The sequence below is a fragment of the Haematobacter missouriensis genome (assembly GCF_000740775.1).
GTDB lineage: Bacteria > Pseudomonadota > Alphaproteobacteria > Rhodobacterales > Rhodobacteraceae > Haematobacter > Haematobacter missouriensis.
Genome location: NZ_JFGS01000030.1, coordinates 16,980 through 34,703 on the forward strand (window position 1 = coordinate 16,980; position 17,724 = coordinate 34,703).

Genomic DNA, 17,724 nt, shown 5'->3' on the forward strand with positions numbered 1-17,724 from the left:
TCGCGACAAGATCATTCGAGGAACCAGACAATGACCGAGACGCTGCCCTTTCCTGCCGCCCTCCCCCGGATCACCGCGGCACTGGTGGCTGCGCTTCTGACCGGGACCGCGCCCGGAGCGTTGCTGGCTGCGGGCGATTCTGCGGCGGTCATCCGGGTGGGGTCGCTCTATGAGCCGCAGAACCTCGACAATACCGCGGGGGCGGGACAGGGGATCAGCGAGGCATTCAACGACAATGTCTATGAGGCGCTCTACCGGCTGGCGGATGACGGCTCGGTGGAGGCGGTTCTGGCGTCCGGCCATGAGGTGAGCGACGACGGCCTGACCCATACCTTCACGTTGCGGGAAGGGGTGCATTTCCATTCCGGCGATCTGATGACTGCGGCGGATGTGAAATATTCCATCGAGCGGGTGAAGGCCGAAGGCTCCCGCAGCTCCCGCAAGTCGAGCCTCGCCACCATCGACAGCGTGGAGGCTCCGGATGACCAGACGGTCGTGGTGCGGCTGAAGTCGAAGTCGATTTCTCTGCCTTACAACCTCAGCTATGTCTGGGTGGTCAACGATGCGGCGGGCGACATCACCCAGAAGGAGGACGGCACCGGCCCCTACCGGCTGGCAGGCTGGCGGCGGGGCACGGCGCTGTCGCTGGAGGCCTTCGACGGCTACTGGGGCAACGCGCCGAAGAACGCGGGTGCGACGTTCAGCTATTTCACCGATGCCTCGGCGCTCAACAACGCGCTGCTGACGGATGCGGTGGACATCATCACCTCCGTTCAAAGCCCGGATGCACTGGCGCTGTTCGCCGATCCGTCGGCCTTCACCATCTCGGAGGGACGCTCCACCACCAAGCAGATCATGGCCTACAACGACCGCGTGGCACCCTTCGACAACGTGAAGGTGAGGAAGGCACTGGCCCGCGCGGTGGACAAGAAGCGGCTTCTGGAAGCGATCTGGGGAGACCGGGGAATGGTCATCGGCTCCTTCGTGCCGCCGACGGATGCGTGGTACGAGGATCTCACCGGCGTGGACCCCTACGACCCGGAAAGCGCGAAAACCCTTCTGGGAGAGGCCGGATTGGCGGACGGATTCACCTTCACGCTGGAGACGCCGAACTACGACCCCCACCCGATCACCGCGGAGTTCCTGAAGGCGGAACTGGCGAAGATCGGGGTGACGGTGAACATCCACCTCATCACGGCGAACGAATGGTACACCAAGGTCTATCAGGCGCATGACTTTCAGGCGACCTTGCAGGAGCATGTGAACCACCGCGACATCGTGTTCTACGGCAATCCGAACTTCTACTGGGGTTATGACAATCCCGAGGTCACACGCCTGATCGCGGAAGCCGAGGCGAGCGACACGGAAGCCGGGCAGGCGGAGAAGCTCCGGCAGGCCAACGAGATAATTGTGGCGGATGCAGCCTCCAACTGGCTTTTCCTCTATCCGCAGATCGTCGTCTCCAACACCCGCACAACGGGCTATCCGGTGAACGGGCTGAACGCGCAGTTCTTCCTCCGCGGGGTCGAGAAGGCGGAGTGACCTAACGGGGCAGGCGGCATGGCACGCTATCTCCTTCGCCGGACGTTGATCCTGTTCGCGTCGCTGCTGGTGGCCGGGCTGGTCCTGTTCGTGCTGCTGCGCCTGCTTCCGGGGGATCCTGCGGCGGCGCTCCTCTCGGTCGGCGCGGATGCGGAGCAGATCGCGGCCGCGCAGGCGGAGGTGGGAAGCGATCAGCCGCTGGTGGTGCAGCTTGGACGTTTTCTGTCGGACATGGCGCGCTTTGACCTGGGCCGGTCCTTTGTGAGTGGGGCGGAGGTTCTGCCCGAAATCCGGGCGCGCCTGGCCGTGACGCTTCCACTGACCTTTGCGGCCTTTGTTCTGGCGCTGGTGCTGGCTGTGCCGCTTGGCATCGTGGCCGCCATGCGCGGGGACCGCTGGTACGGCGCCCTGATCTCCGCCGTGTCGCAGTTCGGGCTGGCTGTGCCGGTGTTCTGGATCGGTATCCTTCTGGTCTGGATTGTGGCGGTGAAGTGGCGCCTGCTTCCGGCCAGCGGCTTTCCCGTGCGTGGCTGGGCTGATCCGCTGGCCGCGATGCGGGCGCTCCTTCTGCCCGTCGTGACCATCGCGGTGGTGATGAGCGCCTCCCTGATCCGCTACGTGCGCTCTGCCACGCTGGATGTGCTGGGATCGGACTATATGCGTAATGCGCGTGCGCTGGGGCAAAGCCTGCCGGAAGCGATGATACGGCACGGTATCCGCAACGCTTCCCTTCCCGTCATCTCCATCCTCGGGATCGAGCTTGCCTCCACCCTGCTCGGCGCGGTGGTGGTTGAGCGGGTATTTGCCCTGCCGGGGCTCGGGTCCATGCTGCTGCTCGGCATCGAGCAGCGCGATTATCCCAGCGTGCAGGGGGTATTGTTCGTCTCCACGCTCCTTGTGCTGCTGATCGGCTTTGCCGCCGACATCCTGCAACGCCTTGTCGATCCGCGGCTGCGCGACACGGGAGCACGGCGTTGAGGCGGGTGGTACTGCTGATCGGATGTCTGCTCGTCGGGCTGCATGTCGCGGTGGCGCTGCTGACGCTCGTCTGGACGCCCTATGATCCGACCGCGATGGTGGGGGGCAGGCTTTCTCCCCCCTCCTGGGCGCATTGGGCGGGGACGGACCGGCTCGGGCGCGACTATTTCACGCAGGTGATGATCGGCTCGCGCATCGCGCTGACGGTGGGGGCCGGCGCGGTGCTGATTGGTGGCCTGATCGGCACGGTGCTGGGTATCCTTGCAGCTTTTGCGCAGGGTGCGGCGGATGACGGGCTGGCCGCGACATTTGACATCCTCATCGCCTTTCCGACACTGCTGCTGGCCATGCTGATCGTCGCCGCGAGTGAGGGGGCGAGCCTTTCGACGGCGATCATCGCCATCGGCATCGCGCTGTCCGCCATCGTGGCGCGCCTGGTGCGCATCCTGACGAAACGGGTGCTGACGCAGGATTACATCACTGCCGCACGCTGCTCCGGCGCAGGCTGGCCGCGCATCGTGCTGGCCCATGTGTTGCCGAACATCCTGCCCACGCTCATGGTGGCGCTGGCCTTGCAGTTCGGGCTGGCGGTGATCGCCGAAGCCTCGCTTTCCTATCTGGGGCTGGGGGCACCGCCGCCGAATGCATCCTGGGGTCAGCTTCTGCAACAGGCGCAGTCCACGGTATTCACGGCTCCCATAGGAGTGATCGTGCCAGGGGTGGCCCTGCTGACGCTGGTGCTCGGGATCAACTTCCTGGCCGATGGACTGCGCGATCTGTTCGACCCGGAACGGGAGGATGGCGAATGACCCTTGTGGAGATCGAAGGGTTGACGGTGGGAACGGCCGGGCGGCAACTGGTTCACGGCATCACGTTCTCGATTGCGCCGGGAGAACGGCTTGGACTGGTGGGAGAGAGCGGCTCGGGCAAGTCGCTGACCGCCATGTCCGTCATGGGCCTGCTGCCACCCGGGCTCCGGGCCGGCGGGTCCATCCGGCTTGGCGGGCAGGAGGTCGTGGGGCAGCCGGAGCGCGTGCTGAACGATCTTCGCGGGCGGGTAGCGGCGGTGGTGTTTCAGGATCCGCGTTCGGCGCTCGACCCGCTGATGCGGCTTGGCGATCAGCTCGCGCTGCCACTGCGCCGCCAGGCGCGCCGCTCTGGGATAACGCTCGACCGCAGAGCGCTTCGGTCGGAGCAGCTCGCCGCGCTGGCGCGTGTCTCCATTGCCGAGCCGGAGCGCATCCTCGCCGCCTGGCCGCATGAGGTGTCGGGCGGACAGCGCCAGCGGGTGGCAATCGCGATGGCGCTGGCCTGCCGGCCGCAGCTCCTCATCGCGGATGAGCCGACGACCGCGCTCGACGTGACGACGCAGGCGGAAGTGCTGGACCTGATCGACCGGCTGGCACGGGAGGAGGGGCTGGCGCTCCTGTTCATCAGCCACGACCTTCCCGTGGTCGCACGCATCACCGACCGGATCGTCGTTATGGAAAAGGGGCGGGCGGTGGAGGAAGGCTCAGTCGATCAGGTTTTCACCCGACCGTCCCATCCTTATACCCGTGGACTGATCGCTGCTGCCCGGCGGCTAGAGGCGGCGCTGGAGGGGCGGACATGACGCTTCTGTCGCTCCGCCATGTGAGCCATGCCTATCATGCGGGTGCGCCCGTGCTGGAGGATGTCTCTCTCGACCTGCGGCAGGGGGAGAACCTCGGCATTCTGGGAGAGAGCGGATCGGGCAAGACCACGCTCATGCGGGTGATGCTGGGGCTGATCGCGCCGGATGCGGGTGTGGTGGAGGCGGAGGGTAGCCTGCTCGACACCCGCTCCGCCGCGCGGATGCGGGCGCATCGCCGGATGGTGCAGCCGGTTTTCCAGGATCCCTACACCTCGCTGGATCCCCGTATGCGGGTGGCGCGGATATTGTCCGAGCCGGTGCAGGGGCTTTCCCTTCCCGTCAATGCGCGGGAGGAGGCTTTGCGTGTGCTGGCCGCCGTCGGCCTGCCCCCCGACAGCCTGGAGCGGTTCCCGCGCGCCTTCTCCGGTGGCCAACGCCAGCGTATCGCCATCGCCCGGGCGCTGATCGCGCGGCCCAAGGTTCTGCTGGCCGATGAGCCGGTGAGTGCGCTCGATCTTTCCACCCGCGTGCGGATCGTCGATCTGCTGCGCGATCTGTCGCGGGAAACCACCATGGTTCTCGTCTCGCACGATATCGCCATCGTCGCGGCGCTTTGTCAGCATATGCTGGTGCTCGAACGCGGGCGGGTGGTCGAGGCGGGCGAGACGCGCGCCATCCTTGACGCCCCCCGCCATCCCTATACCCAGCGGCTGCTCGCGAGCCTGCCGCGTCTGCCGGAAGGAACGACCGATGACCGATGATGCCTATCGTGCCGAGATCGATGCATGGCGCAGCCAGCGTCTTGCCGCGCTGACAGCGCCGGATGGCTGGCTGAACCTGACCGACCGGGTGGAGATCGCGCCGGGCACCTATCAGGTGGGTAGCGGGCCGGAAAGCGACGTGCCTCTCTCCGTCGGGCCGTCGCGGCTCGGAGTTCTGGCGCTTGGCGCGGACGGGACGGCGACCTTTGATGACGGCACGGGTGCGCGCGCTTTCGTTGCCGCTGGGGACAACCCGCCCCGGCTTGAGACCGGCGGCCTGCTGCTCGAGGTGACGGAGATCGAGGGGCAGCACGCCCTGCGGGTCCGTCAGATCGACGCGCCCTCGCGAATGGAATTTGCGGGTATCGAGAGCTTCCCGCTGGATCCCGCGTGGCGTGTGGAGGCGGAGTGGAAGGCGCTTGCCGCGCCGGAGCGTCTGGGGATCGACACGGTGAAGGGTATTCCCACCTCGGTCAGCATCACACATGAGGCGCGGTTCTCTCATGACGGCGCGGAGGTGCTGCTGCTGCCGACACATTGGAAGGGCGGCAAGCCGATGTTCGTGATCCGCGACCGCACCTCGGGGCCGGAAACCTATGGCGCGGCGCGGTTCCTGATCGGTGACGTGCGGGGCGACAGCGTGATCCTCGACTTCAACAAGGCGTTCAACCCGCCCTGTGCCTTCACCGACTTCGCCGTCTGCCCGCTGCCTCCGGCGCAGAATGTGCTGCCGTTTCCGGTCAGGGCGGGAGAAAAGAAGCCGCACTGAGCGAGGGTGATGCCGACTTCGGCCGAGCAGGAAAGTTTGGCGGCAGGCACAGGAATCCGGCGACCGTGTATGCCTTGAGGGCAACACACCGCGCTGGTCCGCGCCGGAATGATGACCGCACCGGATTGCTGTTGGCCCCGTCGTTTTTGATTGCCGGGAGGGGCACGGAGGTTGATGGCTTCGCGCCTTCCGATGACGGGGCGGCCTGCTGAAAAGCTCTGAGCTGTCATGTCCCTGCTCTGGAAGTCGGCACATCAGCCCCGGACTCACCGGAAATGCCTGAATTCCTGCCGGATCTCCCGGATTGCGGACAATTTTCCCTCCCGCGCGGACCTGAAAAGTCTATTCCGGCAACCGGGCAGGGAAAGTCTGCGCCGCACTCCCCGCCGCCCGGGCCAGGCATCTGCCCCGGCGCTGCGGGGGTTGACCCGTGCCGGGCCTGCGGCATCTGTTGGCCTCATGCAGACCACTATCCCGATCGACCCCGATTATCTCACCCGGCAGCTTGCCAGCCTTCTTGCCATACCGAGCCCCACCGGTTTCACGGATGAGGCCGTGCGTCACGTCGCCGAGGAGTTGGAGCGGCTCGGCCTCCATGTGGTTCTTACACGGCGCGGTGCAATCCGGGCGCGACGGCGCGGCGCGGCGCGGCGTCCCGCGCGGAGTATCGTGTCGCATGTCGATACGCTCGGCGCGCAGGTCAAGGCGCTGAAGGCGAACGGGCGGCTGGAACTCGTGCCCATCGGACACTGGTCCGCGCGTTTCGCGGAGGGCGCGCGGGCCTCCATCATGTCGGACCGGGGTGTGTATCGCGGCACCATTCTGCCGCTGAAGGCCTCTGGCCACACGTTCAACGAGGAGGTGGACAGCCAGCCCTCCGGCTGGCCGCATGTCGAGCTGCGGGTGGATGCGCTCTCCCGCAATGCCCATGATCTTGCTGGGCTGGGCATAGATATCGGTGACATCGTCGCCATCGATCCGCAGCCGGAATTCCTCGAAAATGGCTACATCGTCTCTCGCCATCTGGACGACAAGGCGGGCGTGGCCGTCATGCTGGCCGCGCTGGAGGCGATGCAGCGGGAGCGGGTGGAAACGCCGGTGGACAGCTACTGGCTCTTCACTATCGGAGAGGAAGTGGGTGTCGGCGCCTCTGCCGTGCTGACACCGGAGATCGCGTCGCTGGTCGCGGTGGACAACGGCACGACGGCGCCGGGGCAGAATTCCTCCGAGTTCGGTGTGACGCTGGCGATGGCGGACCAGACCGGCCCCTTCGATTATCACCTGAGCCGCAAGCTCCATGCGCTCTGCCTCGATCACGGCGTCCGGGTTCAAAAGGACGTGTTCCGCTACTATCGGTCGGATGCGGCCTCTGCTGTGGAGGCCGGACACGACGTTCGGACCGCTCTCCTTACCTTCGGGGTGGATGCGTCGCATGGCTATGAGCGGATCCACCTCAATGCGCTCGTTTCGCTGTCCCGGCTTCTGGTGATCTATGCCGCAAGCGAGGTGCTGATAGAGCGGGATGCGGAGGAGGTGACGCCCGGTCTGGAAGGGTTCACCCACCAGGATCTCCCTGAAGCGGAGCAGGCGCAGAGCAGCAAAGATCAGGCCTGAGGGCGATCCATCCGATTTTCTTATGGAACCAATCGGAGATACATCGGTTCACCTTATGAAAGTGCCGCGCCTGCGGCCTTGTTTTGCGGGCGCTGGCACCTTTTGGCGTAACGACAAAGGAGGCCTAGGCCCAGTTCATGTGTGGTATTTGCGGAGAAATTCGGTTCGACGGCGCACAGCCCTCGGTCACGGCGGTTTCGATGATGGCGGACGCTCTCGCGCCGCGCGGACCGGATGGGGCGGGGGTCGTGGTGCGGGGCAATGTCGGGCTGGGACATCGGCGGCTGCGCATTCTGGATCTGTCCGACAAGTCGCAGCAACCGATGATCGATGCGGACCTTGGCCTCACCATCGTGTTCAATGGCTGCATCTACAACTTCCGTGAACTGCGCGCCGAACTGGAAGGCAAGGGATATCGCTTTTTCTCCGATGGCGACACGGAAGTCATCCTGAAGGCTTGGCACGCCTGGGGTGAGCGTTGCGTGGAGCGGTTCCACGGCATGTTCGCCTTCGTCATCCACGAGCGCGACACGGGCCGGGTGGTGATGGCGCGCGACCGGTTCGGGATCAAGCCGCTCTATCTTTCGGAGCGCGGGAAGCAGGTTCGCTTTGCCTCGGCGCTGCCCGCGCTGCTTCGCGCCGGTGACGTGGATACGTCGATCGACCGGGTGGCGTTGCAGTTCTACATGAGCTTCCATGCGGTGGTGCCCGCCCCGCGTACCATACTCGCCGGGATCGGGAAGCTGCCGCCCGCGACGATCCGGATTTATGAGCGCGACGGCACCTTCGCCGACCGGCGCTACTGGGATCCGGCCTATGAGCGGCGTGCCGAGGATGGCGGCATGACCCGCGAAGACTGGCAGGAGGAACTGCTGGCCGCGCTCCGCCTTGCCGTCAAGCGGCGCATGGTCTCTGACGTGCCGGTGGGCGTGCTTCTGTCCGGCGGAGTCGACTCCAGCCTGATCGTCGGCCTGCTGGCGGAAGCGGGTCAGACCGGGCTGATGAGCTTTTCCGTGGGGTTCGAGGAGGCGAATGGCGAGAAGGGCGACGAGTTCGTCTATTCCGATCTCATCGCGCAGCATTTCGGGACCGATCACCGCAAGATCTTCGTCCCCTCCGGCGAGTTGATGTCGGCCCTGCCGGGTACGATCGCCGCCATGTCGGAGCCGATGGTGTCATACGACAATGTGGGCTTCTACCTGCTGTCCAAGGAGGTTTCCAAGCATATCAAGGTAGTGCAGTCGGGCCAGGGCGCGGACGAGGTTTTCGGCGGCTATCACTGGTATCCTCCGCTGGTGGAATCGAATGATGTCGTGCGCGATTATGCGAAGGGTTTCCGCGACCGGGCCCATGACGTGCTGGCCCGGCAGATCCAGTCGCGCTGGATGGCGGACCGGGATGTGGCTGGCGAGTTTCTCGCCGGTGAACTCCTGCGCTCCGGTGCGGATACGCCGGTGGATGCGGCGCTGCGGCTCGACAGCAACGTGATGCTCGTCGATGACCCGGTGAAGCGGGTGGACAACATGACCATGGCCTGGGGGTTGGAGGCGCGGGTGCCGTTCCTTGACCATGAACTGGTGGAACTGGCCGCGCGTATTCCGGTGGAAGAGAAGCTCCGGGAGGGCGGCAAGGGCATCCTGAAGGATGTCGCGCGCCGGATCATTCCCAGCGAGGTGATCGACCGCAAGAAGGGTTACTTCCCTGTCCCGCAACTGAAATACATCGACGGCCCCTATCTCGACATGCTGAAGGACACGCTGAATTCGCAAGCGGCGCGGGAGCGGGGCATCTTCCAGCCGGCCTATCTCGAGACGCTGTTCGATGCGCCGTCGGAGCATATCACGCCGCTTCGCGGCTCGGAGCTTTGGCAGGCGGGCCTTCTGGAACTGTGGCTTCAGGAGCAGGGCGTATGACGATGGAGCGGTCGGGGCTTCGTCCCCGCGGCAAGGGGACGCGCGCCGTCTCGCACCGGCTGACCCGCCTGCGCACACCGGCGACGATAGACGAGCAACGTGACCGCCTGCGCCGGGATGCGGTGCCGGGGGAAAGCGCGGTGCTGGACTGCGGCTGGGGGCGGCTGCTGTTCGGCGCCACATTCCCCAGCCACACGGCCCTGCTGGACGAGCTGCGCAAGGAGGCAGCCGGCGCACGGGACATCGCTTTTCACATTCGCGATCCGCATGTGCTCCTGTCGCTCGCGCCACAGGAAGTGTTTCTCGATCCGTCGCATACCTATCGGTTGGAACTGTCCACCTATCGCTCCGGCGGGCGAAAGCCCAAGGGCATCGCGATCCGCAGGATGACCGCGGAGGCAGATGCCGAGGGCGTGAATGCCGTCTACGCCGCCGCGGGAATGGTGCAGATTCGGCAGGATTATCTGGAAGGGGAACGCAACAACCGCTCCGTCACGCATTTCGTCGCGCAGGAGGAGGAGACGGGCCGGATCGTGGGCACGGTGACGGGCATAGATCACGAACGTCTCTTTGCTGACCCGGAGCGGGGGGCTTCGCTCTGGTGCCTTGCGGTTCATCCTCAGGCGCGGCAACCCGGGATCGGGGAGCGGCTTGTTCGCACGCTGGCCGAGCATTTCCAGGCCCGCGGGCTAAGCTATATCGACCTTTCGGTGCTGCACGACAATGAAGGCGCGATCGGACTTTATCGAAAACTCGGTTTTCGCAGAGTGCCTTTCTTTTCAGTGAAGCTCAAGAATGCGATCAACGAACGCTTCTTCGCGCAACCTCCGGCGGAGTATGCAGCGCTGAACCCCTATGCGAGGCTCATCGTGGATGAGGCGATGCGGCGTGGCATCCGGGTGGATGTCACGGATGCTGAAGGCGGGTTCTTCCATCTCACCCACGGCGGCCGGTCCATCCGCTGCCGCGAAAGCCTGACGGACCTCACGTCTGCGGTCGCCATGTCGATTTGCGACGACAAGTCCGTGACGCGCCGGGTGGTCAGCGCTGCCGGTGTCATCGTACCCGAGCAGATCGACGCCGATGCGGAGGAAGAGGCGCTGGAGCAATTCCTTGTCACCCATGGAAAGCTGGTGGTGAAACCGGCTCGCGGGGAGCAGGGGCGCGGCATTTCAATCGGCATTTCGACGATTAAGGATCTGAAAGCCGCCATCCGTGCAGCGCGGAGCGTATCGGAGCGGGTGCTTCTTGAGGCGTTCCACGAGGGAGAGGATCTGCGGCTCGTCATCATCGATGGCGCGCTTGTGGCAGCGGCGCTTCGCCGTCCACCGCGGGTAACGGGGGATGGGCGCACGCCGCTCCGCCGATTGATCGAGGCGCAATCCCGCCGCCGGTCGGCCGCCACGGGCGGGGAGAGCCGGATACCGATAGACGCCGAGACGCGCCGTTGTCTGGAGGGACAGGGCCTCGACCTGGACAGCGTGCCGGGTGAAGGGGAGGAGATCACGGTTCGCAAGGCCGCGAACCTGCACACAGGCGGCACCATTCATGATGTCACTGCGGATGTGCATCCGGAGTTGGTGGATGCGGGCCTCAGGGCGGCGCGGGCCATCGGTATTCCTGTCGTAGGTATCGATCTGATGGTGAGCGATCCGACCGTACCCGAATATATCTTCATCGAAGCCAACGAAAGGCCCGGGCTTGCCAATCACGAACCACGACCCACCGCGGAACGGTTCATGGATCTGCTCTTTCCCGCGACCCGCGGCGCGCGCTAGCTTGGGCTGACCGCTTCCGCCATCTTGCTGTCAATCACGACCCTCAGACGGAGATCGCCCTTGGGATCCTTCAACCGTATCCTTGTGACGGTCGGCGCGACGATCATAGGCATCAGTATCGTCCAGCTCGCCAATGGCTATCTCGGTACGCTCGTTTCCATGCGAACGGCGAGCGAGGGGTTCGCGCCGCTGATGGCCGGTCTGGTGCTCGCGGCCTATTATGGCGGCTATACCATCGGCGCAGCCACCGTCAGCGGCGTGTTGCAGCGGGTAGGCCATATCCGCATGTTCGCCGCTCTTGCGGGGCTGGTCGCGGCTTCGGTTTCGCTCCAGCCGGTATTCACGTCGCCAGAGGCGTGGATCGCCATCCGACTCCTTACCGGCATTGGCTGTGCGGGACTGTTCGTGACGGCGGAAAGCTGGCTCAACGCCTCCACGACTCAACAGAACCGCGGGACGATCTTTGCCATCTACATGGTGGCGACCTATGCGACATTCGGACTGGGACAGTTCGTTCTGACCCTGCCCGCGCCGGGGGGGTACGAGCTGTTCTCGCTCGCCGCAGCCCTGTTCTGCATCGCTCTCCTTCCGGTGAGCCTGACACGTCGCATTCCGCCCACGCTGACACCCGGTCCACGGCTGAGCCTGCGAGAGTTGCAGCACGTGGCCCCCGTGGCTTTCGTGGGCTGCGCGGTATCGGGCCTCATCAGCGCGTCGTTCTTCAGTCTGATGCCTGCCGAGGCGCAGGCCGCGGGAGCGACGACGGAACAGGTGTCGCGGCTGATGGCAACGGCGATCTTTGGAGGTCTGGCCTTTCAGATCCCCGTGGGCGCCGTATCCGACCGGTTCGACAGGAGGATCGTGGCTGCAGTGCTGGCGGGGGTGCTGGCGATCCTGTGTCTGGGCATGATCCTGGTCCCGCCGGGGGGCTGGCCGCGGCTGGTGCTCACGTTCCTGTTCGGTGGCTTCATGGCGACGATCTATCCGGTTTCCGTCTCTCACGCGAATGACCGGGTCGATCCCGACAAGGTGGTATCGGTGAGCGGGCAGCTCATCCTCATCAACGGAACGGCATCGTTCGTCGGGCCGCTGCTGGGCGCATGGTTGCGGGGGATCGGCGGGATCACATTCGTCTTTGCCTATATGGCGACGGCGGCGGTGCTGTTCATCGCCTTCACCCTCTGGCGCGTGCGCAATGTTGCGCCTGCGGAGCGGCGGGAGCGGCCCTTCGTCATCCTTACCGAACGGGTGGGCCAGCAGTTCGCTCATGCGCCTGACAGTGACGCGCTGCCGGACGGTGTTGCCGCAGAGGCAGCTCTGGCGGAGACGGACGCGGAGGAGGCAGCACGGGAACCTGAGCCTTCGCAGAAGGAGCAGTCCGAAAGCTAACGTGCTGTCATGGTGAGCTGAAATGGGCTGTTGACCGGCGGCGCAGGCAATATGTAAGCTGAAGACATATCGCCTTGGAGCCTTCCTTGACTGCCATCACCTCCGCTGTCTCGCTTGCCGTACCTCATCTCGCTCCCGCAGGGATCGAACATGTCCGGTTGCTGGAGGCGATCGGGCGGGAAGGCAGCATCTCCGCCGCCGCCCGTTCCATCGGGCTGAGCTACAAGGCTGCCTGGAGCAGGGTGTCAGCTCTCAACACGCTGGCGGGACGGCCATTGGTCGCGTCGCAGCGCGGGGGCGCGGAGGGGGGTGGTGCCTCCCTCACCCCGGAAGGGATCGGGTTCGTGGAGGCGTTCCGCCGGCTGGAAGCGGAAACCGCAGATGCAGTCCGGCGTTTGTTCAGCGACCCCGCAAGCCCGGTTCTGGAGAAGGGGCACGTGCACGGCGGGTTCTTCCGCACCAGCGCCCGCAACGCCTTGCCGGGTGTGGTGATCGACGTGGAGGATGGGCCTCTCAATGCGCTTGTCCGTCTTCGTATCGCCGGAGGGCAAGTGGTGGAGGCGGCGATCACACGCGCGAGCCTTCTTGAGCTTGGGTTGTTTCCGGGTCGCCGCGCTCTCACCCTCATCAAGGCGCCTCTCGTCCATCTGCTTTCACCGGGGGAAAGCGGTAGCAACCGCTTGCTGGGCCGGGTTGTCAACGTTGAGATGGAGGAAGGTCGCGGCGCCGATGCCAAGGGGGAGGTCACGCTGGATATTGGCCCTCCCGACGGGCCGGACATCGGCGCGCGACTGGTTGCCGTCGCGCCTGTCTCCCGGTTCCTCACACTTGGCCTTGCGCCCGGAACGACGGTTATGGCGCGTTTCGAGCCGTCACAGATCATCCTCGCAACAGATTGAAACCAACATGAAACACACGATCTTTGCTGCCGTCGTTGCCGTGCTTCCGGCGCTGCCTGCCTTCGCTGGGCAGACAAATGTCGCGGTCGCCGCCAACTTCACCGAACCCGCGACGGAGATCGCCAAGCTGTTCGAGCAGCAGACCGGCCACAAGGCGGTGCTGAGTTTCGGCGCGACCGGGCAGTTCTACACTCAGATCACGCAAGGCGCGCCCTTTGAGGTTTTCCTCGCCGCTGACAACATCCGGCCGGAGAAAGCGGTGCAGGACGGATACGGCGTGTCCGGGACGGTGTTCACCTATGCCATCGGGCAACTCGTGCTGTGGAGCAAGGATCCGGCCCTCGTCACCGGGCCGGAGGTTCTGAAATCGGATGCGTTCCACAAGATCGCCATCGCCGATCCCGCCACGGCGCCCTATGGTCTCGCCGCGGTTCAGACGATGACCGCGCTTGGCGTGGAGGAGATGCTCCGCCCGAAGATCGTTCAGGGAACGAGCATCGGGCAGACGCTGCAATTCGTGGAAACCGCCAATGCGGAACTGGGCTTCGTGGCGCTTTCGCAGGTGATCGCGAAGGAGGAGGGATCACGCTGGATCGTGCCGGCGGGGGATCATGAGCCGATCCTACAGGACGCGGTGCTGCTGAAGACCGGCGAGTCCAATGAGGCCGCCCGCGCCTTTCTCGACTTCCTGAAGGGGCCGGAGGCGACGGCGGTGATCGAGCGGTTCGGCTATGCCCTGGCCAAGGACGGCGTATCGGCCAACTGATGTCGCCCGAACTCTGGCAGCCCATCCGGCTGACGCTTGAGCTGGCGACGATCACCACGGTCATCCTGCTGTTCATCGGCACTCCGCTCGCCTGGTGGCTGGCGCGGTCGCGCGCGCGGTGGAAGGAGGCGGTCGCCACCGTGGTGGCGCTGCCGCTCGTGCTGCCGCCGACGGTGCTGGGATTTTACCTCCTGATCGCGCTCGGACCTTCCGGTCCGGGCGGGTGGATTGCGGGCCTGTGGGGCGGGCGGACGCTGGCTTTCACCTTTCCCGGGTTGGTGATCGGTTCGGTTCTCTATTCCATGCCCTTTGTCGTCCAGCCGATCCGCAATGCGTTTGAGGCGATGGGCGAACGGCCCATGGAAGTGGCCGCGACGCTCCGTGCCTCGCCGCTCGCCGCCTTCCTGAGTGTTGCGCTGCCTCTGGCGCGACCGGGTCTCATGACCGGTGCGGTGCTGGGTTTTGCACATACGATAGGGGAATTCGGCGTGGTGCTGATGATCGGCGGCAACATTCCCGGCACGACCAAAGTGCTCTCCGTCGCGATCTACGATTTCGTGGAAACGTTGCGCTGGCGGGAGGCGCACTTGCTCGCGGGCGGAATGCTGGCGTTCTCCTTCGTCGTCATTCTCGCCATGTTTCTTTTGGAACGCCGGATGGCACGGGCCGGACGATGAGCGACAGGATGCAGGCCGTGTTCAAGGGGCGCCTGGGCGCTTTCGCGCTGGATGCTTCGTTCGAGGCGCCTCTCACCGGCATCACCGCGCTTTTCGGCCCGTCCGGCTCAGGCAAGACATCTGTGCTGCGCGCGATCGCAGGATTGAACCGGCTAGACGGGCGCTTTGCATTGGGGGATGATGTCTGGCAGGACGGCAGGACGTTTCTGCCCGTGCACCGCAGGCCCATCGGCTATGTCTTTCAGGAGGCGAGCCTTTTTCCGCATCTCGATGTGCGGGCCAACCTTGACTACGGGCGCCGGCGGGCGCTGGCAGGCGGCGCGCGGGAGGAGATACGCCTTGACGAAGCCGTCTCTCTGCTCGGGCTCGCGACCCTGCTCAACCGTGGGCCCTCCGCCCTTTCGGGGGGAGAGCGGCAGCGGGTGGCCATCGGGCGCGCCCTTCTGTCGCAACCGCGATTGCTGTTGATGGACGAACCGTTAGCAGCGTTGGACCGGGCGGCGAAGGCGGAGATCCTGCCCTATCTGGAAAGCCTGCGCGACCGGCTGGACATTCCGATCCTCTATGTCAGCCATGATATCGCCGAGGTTGAGCGTCTCGCCTCCCACATGGTGTTGCTGGGGGAGGGTAGGGTGCGCGCATCCGGCCCGCTTGTGGAGCTGGAGGCCGATCCCTCATTGCCTCTGCTGCGGATGCCGGAGGCGGGCGTGACGCTTGCCGGGCGGGTGATCGGGCAGGACGCCGCCTATGGGCTGATCCGTATCGCCGTTGATGGCGGGGAACTGGTGGCACCCGGGGACGGCGCGGGCACGGTCCGGCTGCGTATCTCGGCGGCCGATGTCAGTCTTTCCACACGGCAGCCGGAGGGAAGTTCCATCCTCAACATTCTGCCCGCGCGCATTGTCGCGGCGGAAGCGGAGGGCGCGGCAATGGTCGTAGTGCTGGCGCTGGGAGCGCGGGGAGAAGGCGCGCGACTTCTTTCGCGGGTGACCAGAAAATCGTGGGATGATCTCCACCTGGCGACCGGTGCCAAGGTCTTCGCGCAAGTCAAAGGGCTTGCCTTCGCGCCCCGCTAGAAGCGAATTTCGACGGTGACACGACCACGGTGATCCTCGAAATCATCGCCGAATCGACCGCCGTATCCCATCTGGACAGTTCCGTTTCTGAGCGCGGCAATGCTGACCGAAGCTTCGATATCGAGAAGATTTTCGGGCAGCTCGATGCCCCGCGCGCGGAACGCAGTACTGCCTGCGAAGGCAGCGGTGAGAGGCGTGGACCGGTCACCCATGTTGCCCTCCCAGCCGGCCCCGAGCCGCGCGGTTACCGGATAGGGGCCGATATCGACATTCCATATGCCGCGCGCGCCAAGCCGGAGCGTGGTCAGCGATGCATCTGCATCATCCACGCCGAGGGCAGCGACAGCACCGCGCTCACGAAAGCGGTCCGCGTGGAAAAATGTCTGCGTAATGCCCAACACCGGCTCCAATTCCACTACCTCGAGCTGAACAGGGCGGGTCGCTTCGGCAAAGAGCCGATGGGCGCTGGCGGATGAACTGCCACGAACGCGCATCGTTTCCTCCATCGGCACGGCACGGTCGTCATCCAGATCGTAGCGCGCATACGTCCAGCCACCGCTCAGGTTCCATCCGCCTCGCTCCCCCAGCGCATAAACCCCGGCGTGCAGGCCGTCAGCGGTGGCGGAGGTGTGACGGTCGCGGCTGTTGAAGCTTCCATCGTTATAACCAATTGCAACGCCCGCCCGAAGACCATCCCAGTCACTGTCCGCACCCAGCCGGATGCCGCTGGAACGGAAGCCCGAAGTGGCGAAATTACCGTCACCCGAACCGTGCAACCTGCGCGATTCCCCGTCCAGCCAGAAAAGCCCGGTGTCGCCGAAGGCCGAAGTCTCCACCGCTCCCGAACCACGTCGAAGTATGCCGCGTGAAAGAAAGGCGCTGTCATCGAGGAGCATGGTCCGGGCGCTCGCGATACCCTCCCCCGCGAGCGAGGAATAAGCGAGACGGGTGCCAGAAGAGTTCAGTTCCGCCAATGCGGCGGGGAGCGCGCTCTCCGGGTCCATGCCGCCGATCGCACGCGCCACCGCTGCCTGGTTCGGGCGGAGGAGTGCGCCGTTCACATCGTCTCCCAGTGGCTCGGCGACAGCTATGCCGCCTGCAAGAAGCAGGCCAGCGAACGGCAGGGCGGTTGTAAATACGGCACGGATCATTGAGACCCCCGGCTTCTGAAGGTGGTTCAGCACTCTTGCAGGCAGTCTGGGGTGAAATCCCGCGAGTGGGAGAGCAAAATTAACAATCTCTGGCCTGCGTCGCATATTGCGACGCGTTTGCATCACCCGTCTTTTGCGTCCCGCGGCCCCATATCAGGGTCTATCGCACTGAAATTGCCGAGCATCTTGTCCAGATAATGGATCATGTGAATCTTGTCGGAGGTGGAGAAGTCGGCAAGAGCCTGCTCATAGTAGTCGGCGATCACGGGGCGCATGTTTTCATCCCAGAGGCTCCGCCCCTTGGTCGTAAGCCGAATCAGCCGGGAGCGATTATCGCGGGCGTGGATCGCACGTTCCACATAATCCAGCGCCTCCAACCTGGAGAGAACGCCTGCCAGATTCTGCCTGCTGACCATCAGGAAAGCGGCAAGATCGCCTACCGCCACACCCTCTGAGAACCCTGTCCGTGTCAGGGCACCGAGCACAGCCCATTGCTGGGTGGTGATGCCGTGATCTTCCAGCGCCCGCGTGCCCGTTTTGTGCAACATGTTGGCGCATTGATACAGGCGGAAGAACAGCCGGTTGCTCAAGCCGAGCGACATATCCCTGAACTGATCACTGTCCTTTGCCATAAGGCAACATGTTCCTTCGGGGGGCTTCCGTCAAGCCGTGATGAAGCATGAACGTAAATATATTGACATATATTATGGAGACGTGTTTCCTGTCTTCAGGGAGGCGGCACGGGATTCGAGAGAAAAGGCGCTTAAAATCGCTTTTGTTATGGAAAACCTGCTGCCGG

Annotated in this window: 16 protein-coding genes; 14 read left to right on the forward strand and 2 right to left on the reverse strand. The window is 64.8% G+C overall.

Translation table 11 applies throughout. From position 1 onward, the window contains the following. Window positions 1-30 precede the first annotated feature (30 nt). The 14 genes from CG51_RS15080 (at window position 31) to modC (ending at window position 15,774) form a co-directional block, all read left to right on the forward strand. A complete protein-coding gene (locus CG51_RS15080; protein ID WP_051930687.1) occupies window positions 31-1,542 on the forward strand; it encodes an ABC transporter substrate-binding protein in 1,512 nt (503 codons plus the stop codon). 18 nt (window positions 1,543-1,560) lie between these two features. After that, window positions 1,561-2,520 carry an ABC transporter permease gene (locus tag CG51_RS15085; RefSeq protein ID WP_035746381.1) on the forward strand — a complete coding sequence of 320 codons (960 nt, stop codon included), beginning with the start codon at window positions 1,561-1,563 and terminating at the stop codon, window positions 2,518-2,520. Between the two features lie 5 nt (window positions 2,521-2,525). Further along, entirely contained in the window at window positions 2,526-3,329 is an 804-nt protein-coding gene (locus tag CG51_RS15090; protein WP_233141337.1) for an ABC transporter permease, read from the forward strand. Continuing rightward, window positions 3,326-4,132: an ATP-binding cassette domain-containing protein gene (locus CG51_RS15095; protein WP_035746383.1), complete on the forward strand. Its 807-nt coding sequence runs from the start codon at window positions 3,326-3,328 to the stop codon at window positions 4,130-4,132. The genes CG51_RS15090 and CG51_RS15095 overlap by 4 nt, the downstream gene beginning before the upstream one ends. Then, complete coding sequence (locus tag CG51_RS15100) at window positions 4,129-4,893, forward strand: ABC transporter ATP-binding protein (protein WP_035746384.1); 765 nt, start codon at window positions 4,129-4,131, stop codon at window positions 4,891-4,893. Before CG51_RS15095 ends, CG51_RS15100 begins: the two co-directional genes overlap by 4 nt. Further along, window positions 4,883-5,662: a DUF1684 domain-containing protein gene (locus CG51_RS15105; protein ID WP_035746385.1), complete on the forward strand. Its 780-nt coding sequence runs from the start codon at window positions 4,883-4,885 to the stop codon at window positions 5,660-5,662. The genes CG51_RS15100 and CG51_RS15105 overlap by 11 nt, the downstream gene beginning before the upstream one ends. Window positions 5,663-6,121: 459 nt before the next feature. After that, complete coding sequence (locus CG51_RS15110; protein ID WP_035746415.1) at window positions 6,122-7,276, forward strand: osmoprotectant NAGGN system M42 family peptidase; 1,155 nt, start codon at window positions 6,122-6,124, stop codon at window positions 7,274-7,276. Window positions 7,277-7,413: 137 nt separating this feature from the next. Then, window positions 7,414-9,189 carry an N-acetylglutaminylglutamine amidotransferase gene (locus CG51_RS15115; protein WP_035746386.1) on the forward strand — a complete coding sequence of 592 codons (1,776 nt, stop codon included), beginning with the start codon at window positions 7,414-7,416 and terminating at the stop codon, window positions 9,187-9,189. Then, the gene (gene ngg, locus CG51_RS15120; protein WP_233141334.1) at window positions 9,186-10,967 is read left to right on the forward strand and encodes an N-acetylglutaminylglutamine synthetase; all 1,782 of its coding nucleotides are present in this window, start codon (window positions 9,186-9,188) and stop codon (window positions 10,965-10,967) included. The genes CG51_RS15115 and ngg overlap by 4 nt, the downstream gene beginning before the upstream one ends. Before the next feature lie 60 nt (window positions 10,968-11,027). Beyond that, window positions 11,028-12,356: an MFS transporter gene (locus CG51_RS15125; RefSeq protein WP_051930689.1), complete on the forward strand. Its 1,329-nt coding sequence runs from the start codon at window positions 11,028-11,030 to the stop codon at window positions 12,354-12,356. 86 nt (window positions 12,357-12,442) lie between these two features. Then, on the forward strand, window positions 12,443-13,255 hold the full coding sequence (locus CG51_RS15130) for a TOBE domain-containing protein (protein ID WP_035746387.1): 813 nt from the start codon (window positions 12,443-12,445) through the stop codon (window positions 13,253-13,255). Window positions 13,256-13,262: 7 nt separating this feature from the next. Then, window positions 13,263-14,021 carry a molybdate ABC transporter substrate-binding protein gene (gene modA / locus CG51_RS15135; RefSeq protein WP_035746389.1) on the forward strand — a complete coding sequence of 253 codons (759 nt, stop codon included), beginning with the start codon at window positions 13,263-13,265 and terminating at the stop codon, window positions 14,019-14,021. Beyond that, the gene (gene modB, locus CG51_RS15140) at window positions 14,021-14,698 is read left to right on the forward strand and encodes a molybdate ABC transporter permease subunit (RefSeq protein WP_035746390.1); all 678 of its coding nucleotides are present in this window, start codon (window positions 14,021-14,023) and stop codon (window positions 14,696-14,698) included. The genes modA and modB overlap by 1 nt, the downstream gene beginning before the upstream one ends. After that, window positions 14,695-15,774: a molybdenum ABC transporter ATP-binding protein gene (gene modC / locus CG51_RS15145; protein WP_035746391.1), complete on the forward strand. Its 1,080-nt coding sequence runs from the start codon at window positions 14,695-14,697 to the stop codon at window positions 15,772-15,774. The genes modB and modC overlap by 4 nt, the downstream gene beginning before the upstream one ends. Here modC and CG51_RS15150 read toward each other — a convergent pair. After that, window positions 15,771-16,925 (reverse strand): autotransporter outer membrane beta-barrel domain-containing protein, encoded by a 1,155-nt coding sequence (locus tag CG51_RS15150; protein ID WP_035746392.1) that lies wholly within the window; start codon window positions 16,923-16,925, stop codon window positions 15,771-15,773. The two genes, modC and CG51_RS15150, sit on opposite strands and share 4 nt — an antisense overlap. Before the next feature lie 122 nt (window positions 16,926-17,047). Continuing rightward, on the reverse strand, window positions 17,048-17,557 hold the full coding sequence (locus CG51_RS15155; RefSeq protein WP_035746394.1) for a MarR family winged helix-turn-helix transcriptional regulator: 510 nt from the start codon (window positions 17,555-17,557) through the stop codon (window positions 17,048-17,050). Between the last annotated feature and the right edge of the window lie 167 nt (window positions 17,558-17,724).